The sequence below is a fragment of the Enterococcus mundtii genome, from assembly GCF_002947535.1.
GTDB lineage: Bacteria > Bacillota > Bacilli > Lactobacillales > Enterococcaceae > Enterococcus_B > Enterococcus_B mundtii_B.
In genome coordinates, this window is the sequence record NZ_PUAP01000030.1 from 68,364 (window position 1) to 86,307 (window position 17,944).

8 protein-coding genes are annotated in these 17,944 nt (G+C 38.8%); 5 read left to right on the forward strand and 3 right to left on the reverse strand.

Annotated elements, in window-relative coordinates; genetic code table 11:
* The first annotated feature begins 367 nt into the window (after positions 1 to 367).
* Positions 368 to 9,748, forward strand: coding sequence for a QWxxN domain (locus tag CUS89_RS10285; RefSeq protein WP_104872053.1), 9,381 nt, complete (start codon positions 368 to 370; stop codon positions 9,746 to 9,748).
* A 217-nt stretch (positions 9,749 to 9,965) separates the two neighbouring features.
* On the opposite strand, the gene CUS89_RS10290 is transcribed toward CUS89_RS10285, so the two are convergent.
* The 3 genes from CUS89_RS10290 to CUS89_RS10300 all read right to left on the reverse strand — a co-directional run bounded on the left by CUS89_RS10290 (position 9,966) and on the right by CUS89_RS10300 (position 13,201).
* Entirely contained in the window at positions 9,966 to 10,964 is a 999-nt protein-coding gene (locus CUS89_RS10290) for a tyrosine-type recombinase/integrase (RefSeq protein WP_104872054.1), read from the reverse strand.
* 247 nt (positions 10,965 to 11,211) lie between these two features.
* Positions 11,212 to 12,522, reverse strand: coding sequence for a sensor histidine kinase (locus tag CUS89_RS10295; protein ID WP_104872055.1), 1,311 nt, complete (start codon positions 12,520 to 12,522; stop codon positions 11,212 to 11,214).
* Between the two features lie 4 nt (positions 12,523 to 12,526).
* Entirely contained in the window at positions 12,527 to 13,201 is a 675-nt protein-coding gene (locus tag CUS89_RS10300; protein ID WP_104872056.1) for a response regulator transcription factor, read from the reverse strand.
* A gap of 141 nt (positions 13,202 to 13,342) precedes the next feature.
* Here CUS89_RS10300 and CUS89_RS10305 point away from each other — a divergent pair, with 141 nt between their 5' ends.
* The 4 genes from CUS89_RS10305 (at position 13,343) to CUS89_RS10320 (ending at position 17,938) form a co-directional block, all read left to right on the forward strand.
* Positions 13,343 to 14,068, forward strand: a complete 726-nt coding sequence (locus tag CUS89_RS10305) for a polyphosphate polymerase domain-containing protein (RefSeq protein WP_104872057.1) — start codon at positions 13,343 to 13,345, stop codon at positions 14,066 to 14,068.
* Positions 14,058 to 14,732, forward strand: coding sequence for a DUF4956 domain-containing protein (locus CUS89_RS10310; protein ID WP_104872058.1), 675 nt, complete (start codon positions 14,058 to 14,060; stop codon positions 14,730 to 14,732). The genes CUS89_RS10305 and CUS89_RS10310 overlap by 11 nt, the downstream gene beginning before the upstream one ends.
* A 15-nt stretch (positions 14,733 to 14,747) precedes the next feature.
* Positions 14,748 to 16,592 (forward strand): carbohydrate-binding domain-containing protein, encoded by a 1,845-nt coding sequence (locus CUS89_RS10315; protein ID WP_104872059.1) that lies wholly within the window; start codon positions 14,748 to 14,750, stop codon positions 16,590 to 16,592.
* Positions 16,593 to 16,864: 272 nt separating this feature from the next.
* The gene (locus CUS89_RS10320) at positions 16,865 to 17,938 is read left to right on the forward strand and encodes an ABC transporter permease (protein ID WP_104872060.1); all 1,074 of its coding nucleotides are present in this window, start codon (positions 16,865 to 16,867) and stop codon (positions 17,936 to 17,938) included.
* Positions 17,939 to 17,944 lie beyond the last annotated feature (6 nt).

The window sequence follows — 17,944 nt, forward strand, 5'->3', positions numbered from 1 at the left end:
AAAAGACGGAACATCCACTTGGTTTGAAGTAAGAGGAATCCTTTGAGGAATGTTTGTCAATCATTTTTCAATCTTCACAAACTACTATGAGATGAAACTCATAATAAACAATTTTTAAAACCAATAACATATCAAAACATTCTATACCTTTTGATTTTTCCACTAAAATAATCAATTGAAAATTTTGTCAACACATAACAAATTTCTATTCTACATAAATCGGAAAAGTTGTTAATAAAGGGATAAATAGACATTTTTTTATTTTTCCAAAAAAAATAGTACTTAAAATTAGTTATTTTTTGAACAATATAAACTAAAATAATAGATATACCATTTGAATAAACTATATTGAAAAGGAGCGAAAAAAATGCCAATCGAAGAATATCGTAAAGCAGTCGGTACATTTGAGAATAAGCGCAATAAAAATTCTGATCAAAATGCAAGGCAAGAAGCAGTAAATTTCATCTCTAGCACTGCAAATAACCAGCTAACGGAACGAATAAGATGGTCTCCATTACTTTTCTTACAACTACTAGTCATTACTGATTCTCTGGCTGTGAAAGGGACCCCTCCAAGAGCACTCCGAACAAATAGACCTGCCTTTGAAGCTGACACCTATGTGGATATTGGTCCAGTAAAAACTGACGTGAATCATATTATGATGGATCAAACCCCAACGAATCAGACTAGGATATACCAGCCGACGATCCATTCTCTTTCTTTTCGTTCGAGTGTAAATACGACCCTCGTTCAACCAGCACCACATGTCAATGTTTCAACCTACCGTTCTGATCCTGTAAAAAATGCGACTTTACAAGAACCTATTTCTTTAGCTGCATTTACACATCATTGGACACTACACGTACATAAAACCATTCATAATCTGGAAAAAATCGATGAGTGTAATACCACCATCACGCCCATGTCCGTACTTGAGCATGGGTTGTGGGAAAAGAAAAATCACACGCTCTATCATTTTAATACGATCTGCCAAAAAGCGATTTCAAAATTACAAGTATTAAGAGAACAATCAAAAGACGATCCTCAAGAAGTCCATCATTTTTCTTTTAAAAATAAAGATTCAAGGAATAAAGTAGACTTAGATAAGATCCAACGTGAGTCAAAAAAAATCGCTCGTATGGTCCTATCATCTTACTATGATTATGAAGCGGAACCTTCAAGTAGTCACAGCGAAAACAATCATACGCGACCGGTCCTACCAACCTCTTTTTTGGGCAACTTGACGGATACTTTTACTTCTTTTTTTTACGAATACCAGAATAATAGTCACACGACTAGTTCAGGTGAACCACCGGTAGAGGGAGTGTTGTCAAAATTTTTTACGGTGTTAGCTCGGACATTTTCAGCCGAAAATCTTGCGTCTGAACATGCTCAAAAAGAAACTAGAATCGACGCTGGGTCAGCTTACGCTCCTCAGACACCCAAGAACGACCAAGATCAGGCACCTAAGAGTGAGCATGTTCAGGCACCCAAAAGTGACCAAGATCAAATATCTAAGAGTAAACGTGCTCAAACATCCAAGAGCGACCGTGCTCAAGCATCGAAAAGTGCCCACACAACTGAGAGACCGATTTTAGAGGAAGAAGAAGAACATTTAGCAGCGCCATTGTTAGAATTAGCAAAAAAATTCAACGAACGGATCGATCAATTCTTTGAGGAGATCAACTTTCAGATACTCCCTGGAGCGAATGCTCTGCCAACACCTCAAAAAAATCTGAATAATCAAGTCTTACCTTATGCCTCCAGTATGAGGGTTTCCATGCATTATCTGGAAGAAGAACCTTCAATTGAAATGCAAAAAATAATCAATAAGGTACTGAAGTGCTACGTGAATATTGAACCTTTACCTTCAGTAACTATCAAAACTTTAACACCATTTTGGTTTCATTTAGTGCTATTTCAAAAAAGACATAAAGTAGGCATGGCAATGGGTACGATCAGAAAATCACTTTGCGCTTTATCTGATGACGTTTGCTTCTCTAATAGTGTTTCCACAAAAGAACTGTTTCATGCCCTCTATAAATGGGGAACTTCAAAGGACCCAAGTGACCAGGAGCTAGTTTTAGAAAGAAGACGGAAAATCGCACAGGTCATTTTGGAGGCTTATGGTGTAAAAGATGAGGAAATTACAGATATCCAAGCAATAAAAATATTTCTACAAGCGCGGAATAATCATGCCTTCGCGCAGTATAAATTTCAAGTGCCAGACACACTGAATCAAGTGACACAACAAATTGCTACGCCTCCCGCCTCAACGGGTGTGCCCCCTTACGATGCGAGTAAAATACCACTGAATTCAGTAGAAGATATCACACAAACTACTCGAACCTTTATTAACCAAAGAGTGGATATGTATACAAAAGGTCAACCTTTGCCTATGCCAAAAACAGAACCGATCGACGCATTCTGGTTTGACTTAGCTGTCTTTCAACAACGTATAGATACTGAAATCGCAACCAATCGAATCAAAGAGCGCGTTTGTGACTACCTTGGTTTCTGTTTGATCGATGATTTGTCCACCAAAGATTTTTTCCTCGCTCTACTAAAGTGGGGGGAGAGTGGCATATCAAGTGTTGCCATCCTTGAAAAAAGACGTCAGATCGCTAACGTTATTCTTCAAAGCTACGGCATAAATGATGAAGTCACTTCAGACGATCGAGCCCTAGCCATTTTTTTCCAATGGATGTACAACGATGTATTTAGCGACATCCAGTTCAATGAACCGAGCCTAACAGACATCCAACACTTAAAATCAACTTCTCCAACACAAAAAAAACTATTGCCTTATGACATCAGTCCGCAAGTATCTTTGAACTCATCTAAAGAACTTTCAGACGAAGAACACGCTGTCGTAAATAAAATCGTCACCGCTTATTTAAAAAATCAGCCTTTGCTTGATAAACCATCATTGACTTTACCGCCAATATGGTTTGATCGAGAATTGTTTGATCGAAGAGCAGAGACGGAGAAAGTCAATAAGCACATCATCGAGGAACTTAGTGAGGAGTATACAGAATTAAGAAGATCATCAAGATTAGCGTCAAATGATTTTTCACTTGTTTTGCAAAATTTTGCCAATAACGGAGGCTCAAATGCGGCGATTATCGATCGGAGATTACAAATTGCCAAAACGATTCTAAAAGAACATGGACTACCTGCACATAACTTATCAGAGGAACGAAGCATCGCTATTTTTTTACAGTGGCGCTATAACAATGCGTTTAGTGGTTACAAATTCAAAAAAGAACCTGATCATTTGATTCAGAAACGGGCGGATCCAAGGTCAGGCGAACATATCCCAGGTACCGATTTGTATGAAAGTGCTAAAAGCTTACAAGCTCCATTATTGTCATATGAGGAGCTGACTATGGACGTTGAACATGAATTAAAATTACGGCTCATATCCTATCTTGATATAAAGCACATATACACAAACTTGAAACTAGATAGCGTGTTAACACCCTTCTGGTTTCAATATGAGATTTTTAAAGAACAAGTCCATACAGAAACAATCAATGATGCCGTTAAAGATTTTTTACTCAATGAAGACGATAGTTTTAGGAAACTTAAAGGAGAAGTTATACGCTATTTCTTTATTGAGCTGGCTACATTAGAAAGTGAAGAAAGTCCAGTTCAATCAATGATTAGAAGAAGAAAGATTGCCCACGTCATACTTCATGCGCTTAGTCGCCCAGCGACAAGATTATCTGAGGCAGAAGTAAATGCGATTTTCCTACAATGGCGAGCAAATAATGTCTACAAAGATGCCAAGTTTCAAGACATAAAAACAATTCCTTTTTTTGAATCTCCTGAGTATACTGAAACAGCAACGACAAATCAGACGGCTAAAGTGATTCCTTCAGAACAGGAAAATGATTTGATACAAATCAAAAAAGTTGTGCAAGCAGTCATCGATAACAAGAAACCTTTGGAATCCGAATTACATGATCTACCCAATTTTTATTTTGTTGGCTCTATTTATCAAAACAAACATAGAACCGCTAATGTAAATGAGAAAATAAGAAAGTACCTTATCCAGCAAAGAATCGTGGAAAAGCTAGATACGCCCGAAGATCTAATTGAACAAGTCGAAAAATGGATAGGTAAAAACTGGCAAACTGAAAATAGTATTGATTCAGAAAAAATGCATTTTTTTACATATATGATCTCGAAAGAATACGATGTCCCACTCATGAGATTTGGTGAACAGTTACCACCAAGAAAATTGCAGGCAATTTATATGCAATGGAAACTGAATACTTTACTAGAAGGAGCGACCTACCGATCTACAAATGAAAAAACAACCTATTATAAAATATCTCCAGATGATTCACCCTATGTTTTAAGTAAATTCCAACAGAAGCGAGAAAGCGACCACATCTACAGGCAATTTAATAAGGGCTTGCTACCCAATATTCCCAATGGAAAATTACTCATTCCGTATGTGTATTATCTTAATATTTTTAAACAAATGGAAAGAACATTCTCTGTTGATAGGAGTATAAGATTCTCTGTTAATGAGATACTTAGGAGATATTTAAGAACAAAAAATATCACACTGAATCGTTTAGAAAACCGCTATCTAACCAAAGCAGTAGAAGACTGGATACTCTCTGAGCAAAAATATCCTCTTATGGTTGGAAGGGTGTATAAAATAGCCAACACTATCCTTGATGCATACAATATCAATGAGGAAGCTTTGACTCTTGAAAAAGCATATGCAGTGATACTCCAATGGATAGATAATAATGCGCAGGTTGGTCTCACTTTTGATATGGAACAATTGAATTTTGCCTATGGAAATGATGAAGATAGCAAAAATCAAGAAACGATAGCAAAAATCAAAGCATTTATTTCTGAAAATGACATCAAAGAAAGCACGGAAAATAACAGTGAGGTAGAAATTGATAAATTCGGAAATTCTGCCATACAGGCTGAAGAAACATTGCAAAAAGTAGCTGATTATTTAACTTCCTATGGCCATCCTTGCAGTCCCGATGATAGAAATAACTTAGTTAAAGTAGCGTCCCACTGGACGCTCCAAGAGGGAACAGCCACCGAAAAAGTTGATTTGAACAAAGTCAGAAACTTATTAGTTCTGTTTTTCGGAATCTTAAAAGTTCGGAGTCTCTCAGATGAAGAGGCCCATCAAGCATTCCTTAAATGGGCGATGGATACACTAGAAGGAGTTGCTCAACCTATGGAGGCAACAACGGTGCCTCCCCCAATCGATCGATCATCCTCAATCACTGAAGATAGCCCTTGGCAAGATGAAAATATCAAACACCAAATCGAACTATTCTTACAACAGAAAAATCTGCTGTCTAGTACCCCGAGTAAAGAAGAGTTGTTGGTCGCTTTCGGCAAATGGTTTTCTCAAGATGGCGCAGGTGTCGCTCTCATGAATGATAAAACCCAACCTATAGCAAAAATCATTCTGAAAGAAATGAAGCTGTATGGTGGAGAAGCAGACGAAAAAATCAGCGATAAAAATGCAGAATTAACGGTAAACAAATGGATCATTGAAGCGGTATTAGGAAACTCGATCGAAGCCTATGTAACAAAAAATATTCTAGCCGTACAAGATCCATCTGAGTTTACTATCGGTCAATTAAGAAATTTATTAGAGGTAGATGAATTAACAAAAGCAGGTGTGTTCAATTTGCAAAAAAAAGATTCGAACATATCAGAGGAATCCTTGAGCATTTTAAAGAAAGTCTGGATTCTTTTAGTTCAAAAGACATTACCAAATTATTTCCTTGAAACGAGTCTAATACCCGATGATTTACAGATATCTGATTTTGGATCGGTCATGCAACTGGTCGGATCAAAATTACTGGAAAATGTAGGTTATCGCACGAAGTTTGATCAAACTGAAATTCGTAAGATAGGTGCTCTGTTCTGTGAGACGATCAGTACAGAAGGGATTACAACAATTGATGAACTAGATACTTTGTTGATCCCCGCATTGATCACTACGGCGCAGCTCGATCCAGAAGGACTGAGTAAAGCAGGTAGAGAAGGAAATTATAAAGAATATGCGTTGCGAACCTTTATTGGTTATTGGCATAAGCGAGATGAAATACGTCTTGATATTCAAAAAGAAATACAAAAAAGATTCATCCCCTATCAACAAGCAACCATCAATTGGCGCAGAAAACAAGCGATAACAAATGACGTCGTGCAAGAGTGCGAGCGACTTGGCGCCACGTTTACTCTTGGAATGGGCGAAACCTATCTAGGTGGTGGAAATCCATGCCCTCATCTATTTACTCCTATCAATATTGAGGTCGCCTATAGCAGCTTGACAAAAGCTGTTTCTGAGACTTATTTTGACTTAGATCAAAAAATAATTGAACTTTCATTAAATTCGATGAATCCGGAAGATCACCATTTTATCTTTTCTCCGTCTACTACTGTTTTTTCAGCATCTGCAAAATTATCGAACAAAGTACACTACTATGGTCCTTCTGCACCTGGTTCGATGCCTATGGTCTTTTTCGAACGTGATCCATGGTTAGACACAATTCTTGAACTTGAACAGACGGATCTATTTGTGGCAAATAACGGAAAAGAAGAACGAATCTACGCTTTAAAAAAACTAGCAGATGAAGGTGGGTATACCATCCATCGTGTAGATAGAGACCCTTTACTATATCTTGACCGAGGTTTGTTTAATAACAAGCATCTTTTGAGTCAAGGCTATAAAAAGGAAGGCGATCAGATTCGAATAGGCAATAAATCCTTTACCTTTACTATTGAGATCAAAAAAGATAAAGTGCTCTGTCAGGGGAATGATACACAGCCATTTGTAGAACAGCTTGCTCGACAACACAGTGATTCGCTCTATAATATCATGTATGAACTCGGAAACGATAAAACAATCACTGAAAAAGTCTGGAATATAGTCAAACATTTTATCCCATTTTACGATTGTATCGTCGGTATCATTGAAAAAAATGTTGGGGAAGCGGTGGCATCCTGTACGATTGATGCTGTTATGTTGATTCCTATTTTTGGTCAAGTCACAGCACTCAATTGGAAATTTGCACTAGGTGCATCCAGAGCGTTGGCGAAGGGCGGGATAAAATTAGTGATCAGAAATAGCGCTTATTTTCTCCCTAGTATATCTGACTTAAAAACCTTGATGAAAAGCGTTGCACGATATGTCGATCCAGGATTTGAAGCGTTAGCTGGAGGAGGACGTTTGATCATCAAACGGTTGATTAATTTAAAATATAGTTCAATGATTACAGAAGAAATGAAAATACTATTAAGTAAATTAGAAAAATTTGACAGTGCAACTAAAACGATATCTGTTGAAGAAGAGTTAGTGCTTGCTAAGCTATCAAAGGATGGACCACATGTTTTTGTAAAGCGTGTAAAGGACAATTTATATTTACAGGTGACCGATATAGAAACTGGAGATGTCTTTGGAAAATATTATACGTTGCAAGGCGACCAGTTGAAACTCTTTGAAGGCCCAATTTCCTTCACTTCTGAACAAATTGAATTGATCAAACACTTAACAAGTACAGTCGCTGTATATAAGTCTTTTTCCGATGAAAAAAATTTAAATCCAAAGGGGTACGGAGATGGCCCGATCTTAACGATCAAAAAAACAGATCTATCCCCAGAGTATTATATCAAGTTATACGGTCATGTAGTCCCAGTCAGAACGACGGTTATCGATGGTCAAGGACTCCGTTATGACGTATGTAAGGATAACAAGGTCTATCCGGTGAAGTATAATGGGATCGAGTGGGGATTTGAACCACTATCATCACCGATGGTAGCAAAAGAAGTAATCGAAACAATCACAAAACAGCTGGACCAAATAGAAACGATTAAAGATCCAAGTACGCTTTCACCACCTGATGAAAATGGTTTGATGTGGAATGCTCAAAAAAAATCCTACACCAAGATCAATGATCAGTATGTTCCGATCGTATTACTGAATGAAGAAACAAATCGTTACTATTTATTGAAGAAAAACGAGAATGATCCGACGACGATTTTACGTTTTGATATAGAAAAGAATTATTTCCGCTTGGAAACCCCTGAAGAAAAACATTTGATCGATCTGGAAAAAAACGTCCGAAGAGCAGGAGGAAAAGAAAGCCCTTCGGAAGAGATGCCAGGTACTTCGCAAGCAGGAACTTCAAACGGGGCAACGGATTTGAAAACTCCAAACACAATCAGAGAAACTGCCTACTCTGTTTTTCCGAAAGTCCCTGGAAGAGAAAAAGAGTGGAACATGATTCTAGACGCTACCCCTTACTTTGAAATCGATGCAGTCAGGTTTGTGGATCATAGCGTAACCCTTCCACCTTTAGATGGGTTTATCCCACTACCTAGGAATCGAGTCAGAATTGGTCAAGAACAAGAGTTTTTAGGTGATCTAGCAGAGGTCATCCAACTATATCTACCTAAAACTCCCGATCTCCCCTACAAGGTATTTTCTGGTCTTGATACGAGTAAGTTTCCGCCTTCTCTCAGACCGTTTGTAGCAAAATTCGCAGAGGAAGTTCAGGAAACTATAGATATCTTCGAAAATTATATAAATTTAGCTGATTCCTGGCTAAGTCAAGACAAGATAGAAAACACCGATGCAGCTAAACTTTTGATGCCACTATTTGAACTACAGGATGTTGGAAATAAGGAAGAAATCATGCGAGCTGCAATTAAGAGGTTAGCATTTATAGCAAAAAAAGGGCTCCAGTTCGTTGAACAATCCGCTGCTTTTGAATTTGAAAATATTTGGGTGATATCTACTGATTTAGTTTTTCAAAAAAGTACCAATAGTTATTTTTCTCAATATAGAAAGCGCCCACTTGCAGATGCCTTTGTTTTAGCGCATGATCCGAAATGTCGAGTCTTTATTTTTGCTGATACTTTTCATATGGACTCAAATATAGCTGTGAAAAATCAAGTACGTCCAGGTATAAAGGAAACCTTAATCCATGAAATCTCACACACGATGACAAGCACAGAAGACTGGATATGTTACTCCTTACCCCCTCAAGGAGTATTTATGAACAGTCTTGAAGAGATACGAGAGGCATTTCATAAAAATCAAAAAAAGCTTTTAAACTCTCGTGCATTTCAAGACTTTGTTCAGCAAGCAGCTATGCACTACGGCTTACCAGAACTATCAGTAGAAAGTGTTTATTTGTCCATCCCTACAGATCCTTTCTTAAGCGCAAATATTAAAATGACTGATGCAGAAACCGTAATGACCCTTATCCTAAGTCTTGTTAAAGGTGTACCTTTTGAGCGACCTAAAGTACAAAAAAGAGAAACAAACAGCATGGATCTAGGGGGTGGGTATCTCATGATGGCGATTGCCCTATCAAAAATATGGGACTATAAGCCGAATGAGAGAGAAATCCCATTGGAAAATGTCCATTCGATGCTAAATGATACAATTACTTCTACCCCGGAAAGTTTTAGTAGTCATAGAGAAAAAAGAGGAATCGCAACCATCATTAATGAAGGAAAAGCGAATAGTGAACGCGCTACAGTCTTCGGCTTTACCGAAAAGAAGGATAATAAACGGAATGTCTTGGATCCATTTGGATTGATCAGAAAACAAAGAATGAAGAAAAAACAAGAAACAGGCCAAAAACAATGTCCTATAAATCAAAGTCCTATAAATCCCTTTGGACAAGGAGGGAACAACGATAAAAAAATGAAGCGAAGTGATTTGAATGTATCACAAAGATAAGATAGTCACTATGATTGAATCACTTCTTTATCAGTTACGACATGCTTACCTCATTTCAAGAAAGAAGAAAAAATCAACTTGATCATTTTTTAAAACTTGAAGTGAGGATACTTGTCAGTTAATAAAATCTTCAACAAGAAATAGATCCCATAGAAAGTGAAGAAACAGAGCGATATAGCGAACTTTCTATGGGATGATTTCATGAATCAGTGAAGGTTCAATGATAGGAGAAGGCACGCATTTTTTCATAGATTTCTTCAAATGAATGAGGCCGTACGTAGCGATTGCCACAGAGATAATTCACTGCATCTTTGTCGCTTAAGTATAATTCAGTATAGTAGCGGAAGGTTTTCCGACACAATTCCGGTGAAACGTTTTTATACACGGTGATCCGATCAAGGATTTGGCGAATCGTGCGAGGAGAAATTTGTTCATCGTGAGAAGAGCGGAAAACAAATGATTCTCCAGAAGCTCCTTTTTTATGTTGGTTGGCATAATTTGCAAGTATCGGGAGTGCTTCATTTGGAATAGGTACCCGATCCAAACGATTGGCTTTTCGATCAACAACCAAAATCTGTTTCTTCAAGTCAATATTTTTCCATTTTAATTCAACGACTTCATGGATCTTCAAGCCACAATAAAGAAGAACAGCCACGATCGCCAAATTTCTTGCACGGTTTTTTTCTTCAAAAAGTGCTTCTCTTGGAGAATTAAATCCTTTTTCAGGAATAAAAAGTGAGTCAAAGTCACTTAACAAGGAAGCATCGATATAACGAGGCGTTGGAGAGGTCGTTTCTGGTAAACTATCTCCCAACAAGGAAATCTCTTTTTCAACAAGACCTTGTTCATACAAAAAACGTAAAAAATGATTCAAGGCATATTGCTTACGAGAGATCCCGTAGTAACCGTTCTTAAATTGCTGTTGCGTTTCTTGCGACGCCGCTGTATGGAAAGCGCGCGTGTGAAGGTAAACTTCACTTAAAAAATTAAGGTAGACTTGTTTTTCCAATTGGATGATCAACTGATCATTGATTTCCTGCTTATGGGTTTTTCGTAAGTAATCGGTAAATAAATGGAAATCTTTTGCATATTCGTAGCGGCTAGCTAATGATAATTTTTTTGCGTTTGCCTGCAAAAATCCATTGAAGATCGGTGGTAACTGCTGCATCCGTTGTTTCAACTTTTCTTGTATCTGTTTCCTTGTTTTGACATCCATGCAAAAAACCTCCATTTCTTAGTTTAAAATCAGGTAACAGTGTGTAATAAATTTTCTGGAAAGATGACTTCTGTCCAAAATTTTATTGGACTTTTGAGGTAAGCAACAAAGAGTATCTGTTACTTATTATCCTAGTCTCATTTTACTACAATCATTCAATGAATACTAAAAACTAAATCAACAAAAAAGACACTTCAAAGTAGCAACAGCTATATTTCGAAGTGTCTTTGTCATATGTCACAAAAGCTTATTTGATTGGCAACTGAATCTTGAAATCAACTCCCATAGGAAGGTGATCAGATACAGTCAATTGTCCCTTGTGTTGCTCGATCAATTGTTTTGCGATTGCTAAGCCGAGTCCATAGCCACCCGTTTCCTTTGATCTTGCTTGATCTTCGCGGTAAAAGCGATCAAAAATACGTTTTTTGTCTTCATCACTGATCGAAGGACCGGTATTTTTGACATGGATCACCCAATCTTTATTCGTATTAGTGGATGTGAGAATGATTTGGTCGTGTTTACTCGTGTATTTGAGTGCGTTGTCTAGCAAAATAACTAATACTTGGTGGATTTTTTTCGGATCGGCTAAAACGCTCATGTCTGCTTGGTTATCCAGTGTAAATTCTTTTTGATCGATCGTCGCCATCTCTTGGAAGGGTTTGATCAACTCAGCGATAAATCCTTTTGTTTGTAGCTCTTGTTTTGCGAGCGTATCTTGACTCGAATCGCTTCGTGCTAAGGTCAACAAATCGGAAGTCAAACCAGTCAATCGTCTCGTTTCAGACAACGCTTGCGCAATGCTTTCAGATTCTTCGATGATCGTATGATTTGGTTTAGTGAAGAGGTGTTCCAAACTATTTTGAATGATCGTTAAAGGTGTGCGTAACTCATGAGAAGCATTTTCCACAAATTCTCTTTGGCGACGCCATGAAGCTAAGATCGGACGCATGTTGAGCTTAGACAAATAATAGCTGACACCAATGGAACCTAGCCAAAAAACGATCATACAAAGAATCAAAATCGTTTGAAAGGTTCTGAGAGAGGAGTTGATTTGATTCGTATTTTCCAAAACTTGGACGTAGGCAACTTCTCCTTGGTTTGTTGCTTTTTTAGTGATCGAACGAAAATAAAGAGGCGTTCCTTGATCAGCTTGTGCCAGATCAATGTTTTGAATCGTATTTAAATGGGTAGTATCCAACTTGATTCCTTCGATTTGGTTAAAACGGCCACCAATGGTTTCTTTATTCAACACTTCACCCGATGCAGACCATAAAATGACCTGAGTATTGAAACGATCGCCTTCAGGTAGCGAATCCGCTTGACGTGGGGGGATCTGAGAGTTGAAAAAAGGGTCTCCTTGTTGGTAACGTTCAATTTCTAATTGCACCATATGCGAGTTTATCGTGATATTTTTCAACATTAAATCGGTCTCACGATAGGCTGACTGGTTCAATAATTGCAGAATGATTCCCCCAAGTAAAAGAAATATCAAGGCAAATGCTGTCACATTGGCGGCGAAAAGTTTCGTACGTTGTTTGTTGAAAATAGTGTCTGTCATCGCTTTACTCTCCTTGCAAGATATAGCCGACATTACGCAACGTTTTGATTTCTTTATCCAAGCCGGTCTCTCGAAGGTGCTTTCTCAGATTACTCATATAGACTTCCACAACAGTGATCGTCGTGTCAGAATCAAATCCCCAGATACGGTCGAAAATCTGTTCTTTCGTCAAGATGATTCCTTTATTTTGCAAGAAGTAAACGAGTAACTCATATTCTTTTCCTTGAATAGGTAGTATTTGTTTCTTATATTCGACGGTATTTTGTTGCAAGTCACAGATGATTCCTTGATACTCCAACGTATGTTCACTGAATAGTCCTAGTGAACGTTTCAATAATGCTTTGATCCGCATCAGTAATTCTTCACGATAAAATGGTTTGGTCAAATAGTCATCTGCACCACGTTCAAACCCTTCAATTTTGTCTTCTAAGCCATCTTTAGCTGTCAAGATCAGGACAGGGGTCAAGATGTTCTTTTTCCGAAGATGGGCTAAGACTTCATACCCATTCATTTCTGGGATCATCAAATCAAGAACCGCTAGATCATAAACGCCAGATTCCAATTCATATAAGCCTTCGCTACCATCATAGACTTGGGTCACTTCCCCGATTTCAGAAATGATCTCTTTGATATTATCCGACAATACGTGATCATCTTCGACCACTAATAATTTAATCATACATTCCACCTCGATTGTTTTAACCATATAGATTGATTTTACCATGATTAGCATAAACAAAACTTAAATTTCGGATTAAGTTACGTTTAAGCTAACCTTTGTATGCTAGATGACATCACTTGATAAAACAGGAGGAAAAAGATGAAATTAAAAAATGTATTCCAACGCAAAGAAACAAAATACCTAATACCTATGACACAGTTCGATTCTTTTGTAGCAGATTTGAAAAAGCAGATGCAGATCGACGAACATGGCTTGCACACGATCTTATCGTTGTACTTCGATACACCAGACGATCGTTTCATTACCAATTCTATGACGAAGCCAAAATACAAAGAAAAATTCAGAGTAAGAAGCTACGGCGTACCAAATGATACATCGATGGTCTTTCTAGAAATAAAAAAGAAGATCAACGGTATCGTCTATAAAAGGAGACTACCGCTAACTTATTCTAGCTACCGACAATGGCTTGATAAAAGATATTTTCCCAAGAGTGAACACGAACAAATCCAACAGGAAGTGAACTGGTTGTTCAAAAGAAATCCAGATTTGTCACCTAAGACAATGATCATCTATGAACGTATATCGCTATTTGGCAAATCAGATCCAGATTTTCGTGTGACGTTTGACCAGCACATCCGCTTTCGCAGTAACAACTTGGATCTATCTGTCACCGGGGAAGAGACATTGGTTGCTCCTGAGATTGGCGTATTGATGGAAGTGAAAGCGCTAGGGGCGTATCCCTTGTGGTTTGTGGAGCTACTGAACGATTATCAGCTAAGAAAAGGGAGTTTTTCAAAATACGCAGAAACGTACCAGCGACATTTATTCATTCAGACAAAGGAGGGAAAGAACCATGCTATCTAGTTTGATCGAATCAGGGACAACCATTCAACCTCAGGAATTATTGATTTGTATCGCCACTTCATTAGTTTTAGGTTTATTAGTTGCCTTTATCCATATGCAACGTAACGTTTATACAAAAAGCTTTGTTGTTACCGTTGCAGTCTTGCCGATACTGGTTCAATCAGTCATCATGTTGGTCAATGGCAATCTTGGGACAGGCTTGGCAGTCGTCGGTGCGTTCAGTTTGATTCGTTTTCGTTCCGTTGCGGGCGGTTCAAGAGAGATCACTAGTATTTTTTGGTCGATGGGTATCGGGATTGCAACAGGAATGGGTTATGTTGCCTACGTGTTGATATTCTCAGTCATCGTTGCTCTCTTTTTATTACTACTTTATCTTTCACCTTTTGGCAACCAGAATAAAGTAGCTGAGCGAGAATTGAAAGTGACGATTCCAGAAGATTTGGATTATCCTGAACTATTTACCGATATTTTTGAGGAATATACGTATACGCATCATCTCAATTCCGTTCGAACTACGACAATGGGTAGTTTGTATGAATTACGCTATATCCTTTTACTAAAAGACCATCAACAGGAAAAAGAAATCATTGATCAAATCCGCGTTCGTAATGGTAATTTACCAGTAATACTCGGTAAAGTAGCCACAAATCGTGAGGAATTATAAAAAGGAGGAATCCGCATGAAAAAAATGTATTCATTGTTCGCTGCCAGTCTCTTATTAACCGCCTGTTCTTCAGCAAATTCAGCCACATCGGATAACACGAGTACGGAGGAGAGCGAAGCAACCACAGTGACGAATCTCTCTACTGATAAGACATCTAGGGAATCCGAAACTACTTACGGTAGCTATGAGACAGAAGATGAAACGACTAGCTATGACAAAAGTACCGCTGTCGACATCCAATTAGGAGAGGAGACAGAAGTGACAGGAGAAGGGGTCGAAGTAGCGGATAAACAAGTCACGATTACACAAGGAGGTACCTATGTGATTAGCGGAACATTGACTGATGGTCAATTGATCGTTAACGTTCCAAAAGAAGAAAAAGTCCATCTAATCTTCAATGGTGTTACGATTAGCAACTCTAACGGACCTGCAGTGAATATCCAACAAACAGAAAAAGCGATAGTGACTTTAGCAGACAACACCGATAATCACTTAGCTGATAGTGAAACATATCCACTAGCAGATAACGAAACTGAGCCAGATGCCACATTATACAGCAAAGAAGATTTAACGATCAACGGAACTGGCGCATTGACTGTTGATGGCAATTATAGTAACGGTATCCGCAGTAAAGATGACTTAGTTTTGATATCCGGAACCTATACGATCAATGCAAAGAATAACGGATTGAAAGGAAAAGATGCGGTCTCGATCAAAGGCGGGAGCTATCAGATCACTACCGAAGAAGGAGATGGCATCCAAGCAAATGGGACAGAGGATGAAACAAAAGGTGCGGTGGCAATCGACGGCGGGACTTTCAATATAAACAGTGGAAGAGACGGCATCCAAGCAGAAACATCCATCCGTAGCCAAGGAGCAGAAATCACGATCCAGACGGCAGACGGAGCCGATAGTACGAACTTAGATACAAATGAAAGTTACAAAGGCATAAAAGCCGGGAATAATGTATTGATCAGTAGCGGTAACTATACCATCAATAGTGCCGATGACAGTATCCATACCAATAACAGTGCGGAAATAACAGGCGGGATAATCACATTAAGCTCTGGAGATGATGGGATTCATACAGACAACGAGTTGACCTTCAATGGTGGCACGATTGACATCCAGCAATCCTATGAAGGAATTGAATCAGCAGTCATCACCTTCAATGACGGAGATATACGTGTCACTGCTAGTGATGACGGGATCAACGCCGGTGGCGGTAGTGACACAGAAACGACGACTGGACAATTTGGAGCTGACAGCTTTGGTGGTCCTCCGGATGAGGCGGATGAGAGCAAAGAAGTCACGATCAACGGTGGCACGATCTATGTCAATGCAGAAGGTGACGGGTTAGACAGCAATGGGAACATTGAGATGTCCGGTGGCACGATGCTGATCGACGGTCCCGTAAATGGTGGCAATGGTGCATTGGATTATGGTGGGACGTTTACTTTGACAGGAGGGACATTTGTCGCGGCTGGCTCAAATGGGATGGCGCAAACCGTCAGTGATAGTTCTACTCAAGCAACAGTAGCGATCAGCTATGACACTCTTCAACAAACAGATACACTCATGAGCCTACAGACCACCGCAGGAGAAGCAGTGATTGCGTATCAACCGACGAAAGATTATCAAACAATCGTTGTTTCCTCCCCACAGCTTGCGGTTGGGGAAACGTATACAATCGCTACCGGTGGCACGACTCAGGCTGAACTTACTAATGGCTTTAGTGAACAACTATCAATCAGTGACGCAGAAGATTTAGGCACGTTCACCTTCGCAGATACTTCAATGACGATTTCTCAATCTGGCGAAGAAGTTTCCTTTGGTCAAATGGGACCAGAAGGTTTTTAGCACCATCCTAAAACTTGAAAGCCCCCCCAAATAGCACCTGTTACCACGCTATTTGGGGGCCTTTTTTTGTTCATTATTTCTTTCATTTGAGATATCATCTGTTTTTAGCGTTTAAAGAAGCATTTTCTAGTATTTTTTTCTTCGTAAAAATACTATTATTATGAACTGGATAATCAAACGAAGCAATTGACTTTTTCTTTGCATAAGCGCTATACTTTTCTTCAGTGACACTTTGTCACTCATGAAGAAATCGAAATGGAGGAATCAAAAAAATGTTTTTAGCGATAAAAGAAATGCGCTATGCCAAACTACGTTATGGGCTGATTATTGGAATCATGTTTTTAATCGCTTATGTTGTGTTTATGTTAACGGGTTTAGCAAGTGGGCTCTCTGAAGAGTTCAAAAAAGCGATCGTTGACTGGCAGGCACAAGAAATCGTGTTGTCCGAAGATGCCAATAAAGTCTTTGCTGCGTCTCAATTGACGAGAGGGGATCTGGATCAGGTAGACGCAAAAGACAAAGCGCCAATTGGCTTATTCAGCGGAGCAGTCAAAGCAGAAGAAAAAGAAAATATCACTGTATTTGGGACGACAAGCGATGCGTTCTTATTGCCTGATTTATTAGAAGGCGAGATGTTCAAACAAAAAAATGAAATTATTATTTCCAAAAATATGGCAGATCTAGGTTTTTCGATTGGCGAAAAAATCAAAATCGGTAGCTATGATGAAGAACTAACGATCGTTGGGATCTTCCCTGAAACTTATTACACGGTTGGTCCGGTCGTTTATACAGATCTTGATACATGGACACAGTTGAAATTTGGCGATCAGCCTTTTGCTTCTGATGAGAAGAAGCCGATCAATGCCATTGTCACGAAACAAGCTGCCACTGTGCAGTCGGATGGGGCATCAAAAACATTACAAAAATTGTCGATTGACGACTTTATTCAAAGCCTACCAGGTTATTCTGCACAAAACATGACATTGAATGCGATGATTTATTTCTTGTTTGTCGTTGTTGCAGCAGTTGTAGGCATCTTTATGTATGTGATCACCTTACAAAAAACAGCGATTTTTGGTGTGATGAAAGCACAAGGGATCAGAAATTCATTTATCGCCCGTTCCTTACTAGCACAAGCATTCATCGTAGGAGTAGTTGGTGTAGCATTCGCAGTAGGGCTTGCTTTCTTGACTAGTTTGATCTTACCGTCTGCCATGCCATTCGCCATCATGTGGCCTCAGTGGCTTTTATATAGCGGGATATTGATACTCGTTGCAATGATCGGTGGGCTATTCTCCATTCGGACAGTCGCTAAAGTTGATCCAGTTATTGCGATAGGAGGGTAATAGAAA

Excerpts from the sequence above, each read along its gene's own strand:
- CUS89_RS10285 (WP_104872053.1), top strand. The coding sequence starts at position 368 with ATGCCAATCGAAGAATATCGTAAAGCAGTCGGTACATTTGAGAATAAG.
- CUS89_RS10290 (WP_104872054.1), bottom strand. The coding sequence starts at position 10,964 with ATGGATGTCAAAACAAGGAAACAGATACAAGAAAAGTTGAAACAACGG.
- CUS89_RS10295 (WP_104872055.1), bottom strand. The coding sequence starts at position 12,522 with ATGACAGACACTATTTTCAACAAACAACGTACGAAACTTTTCGCCGCC.
- CUS89_RS10300 (WP_104872056.1), bottom strand. The coding sequence starts at position 13,201 with ATGATTAAATTATTAGTGGTCGAAGATGATCACGTATTGTCGGATAAT.
- CUS89_RS10305 (WP_104872057.1), top strand. The coding sequence starts at position 13,343 with ATGAAATTAAAAAATGTATTCCAACGCAAAGAAACAAAATACCTAATA.
- CUS89_RS10310 (WP_104872058.1), top strand. The coding sequence starts at position 14,058 with ATGCTATCTAGTTTGATCGAATCAGGGACAACCATTCAACCTCAGGAA.
- CUS89_RS10315 (WP_104872059.1), top strand. The coding sequence starts at position 14,748 with ATGAAAAAAATGTATTCATTGTTCGCTGCCAGTCTCTTATTAACCGCC.
- CUS89_RS10320 (WP_104872060.1), top strand. The coding sequence starts at position 16,865 with ATGTTTTTAGCGATAAAAGAAATGCGCTATGCCAAACTACGTTATGGG.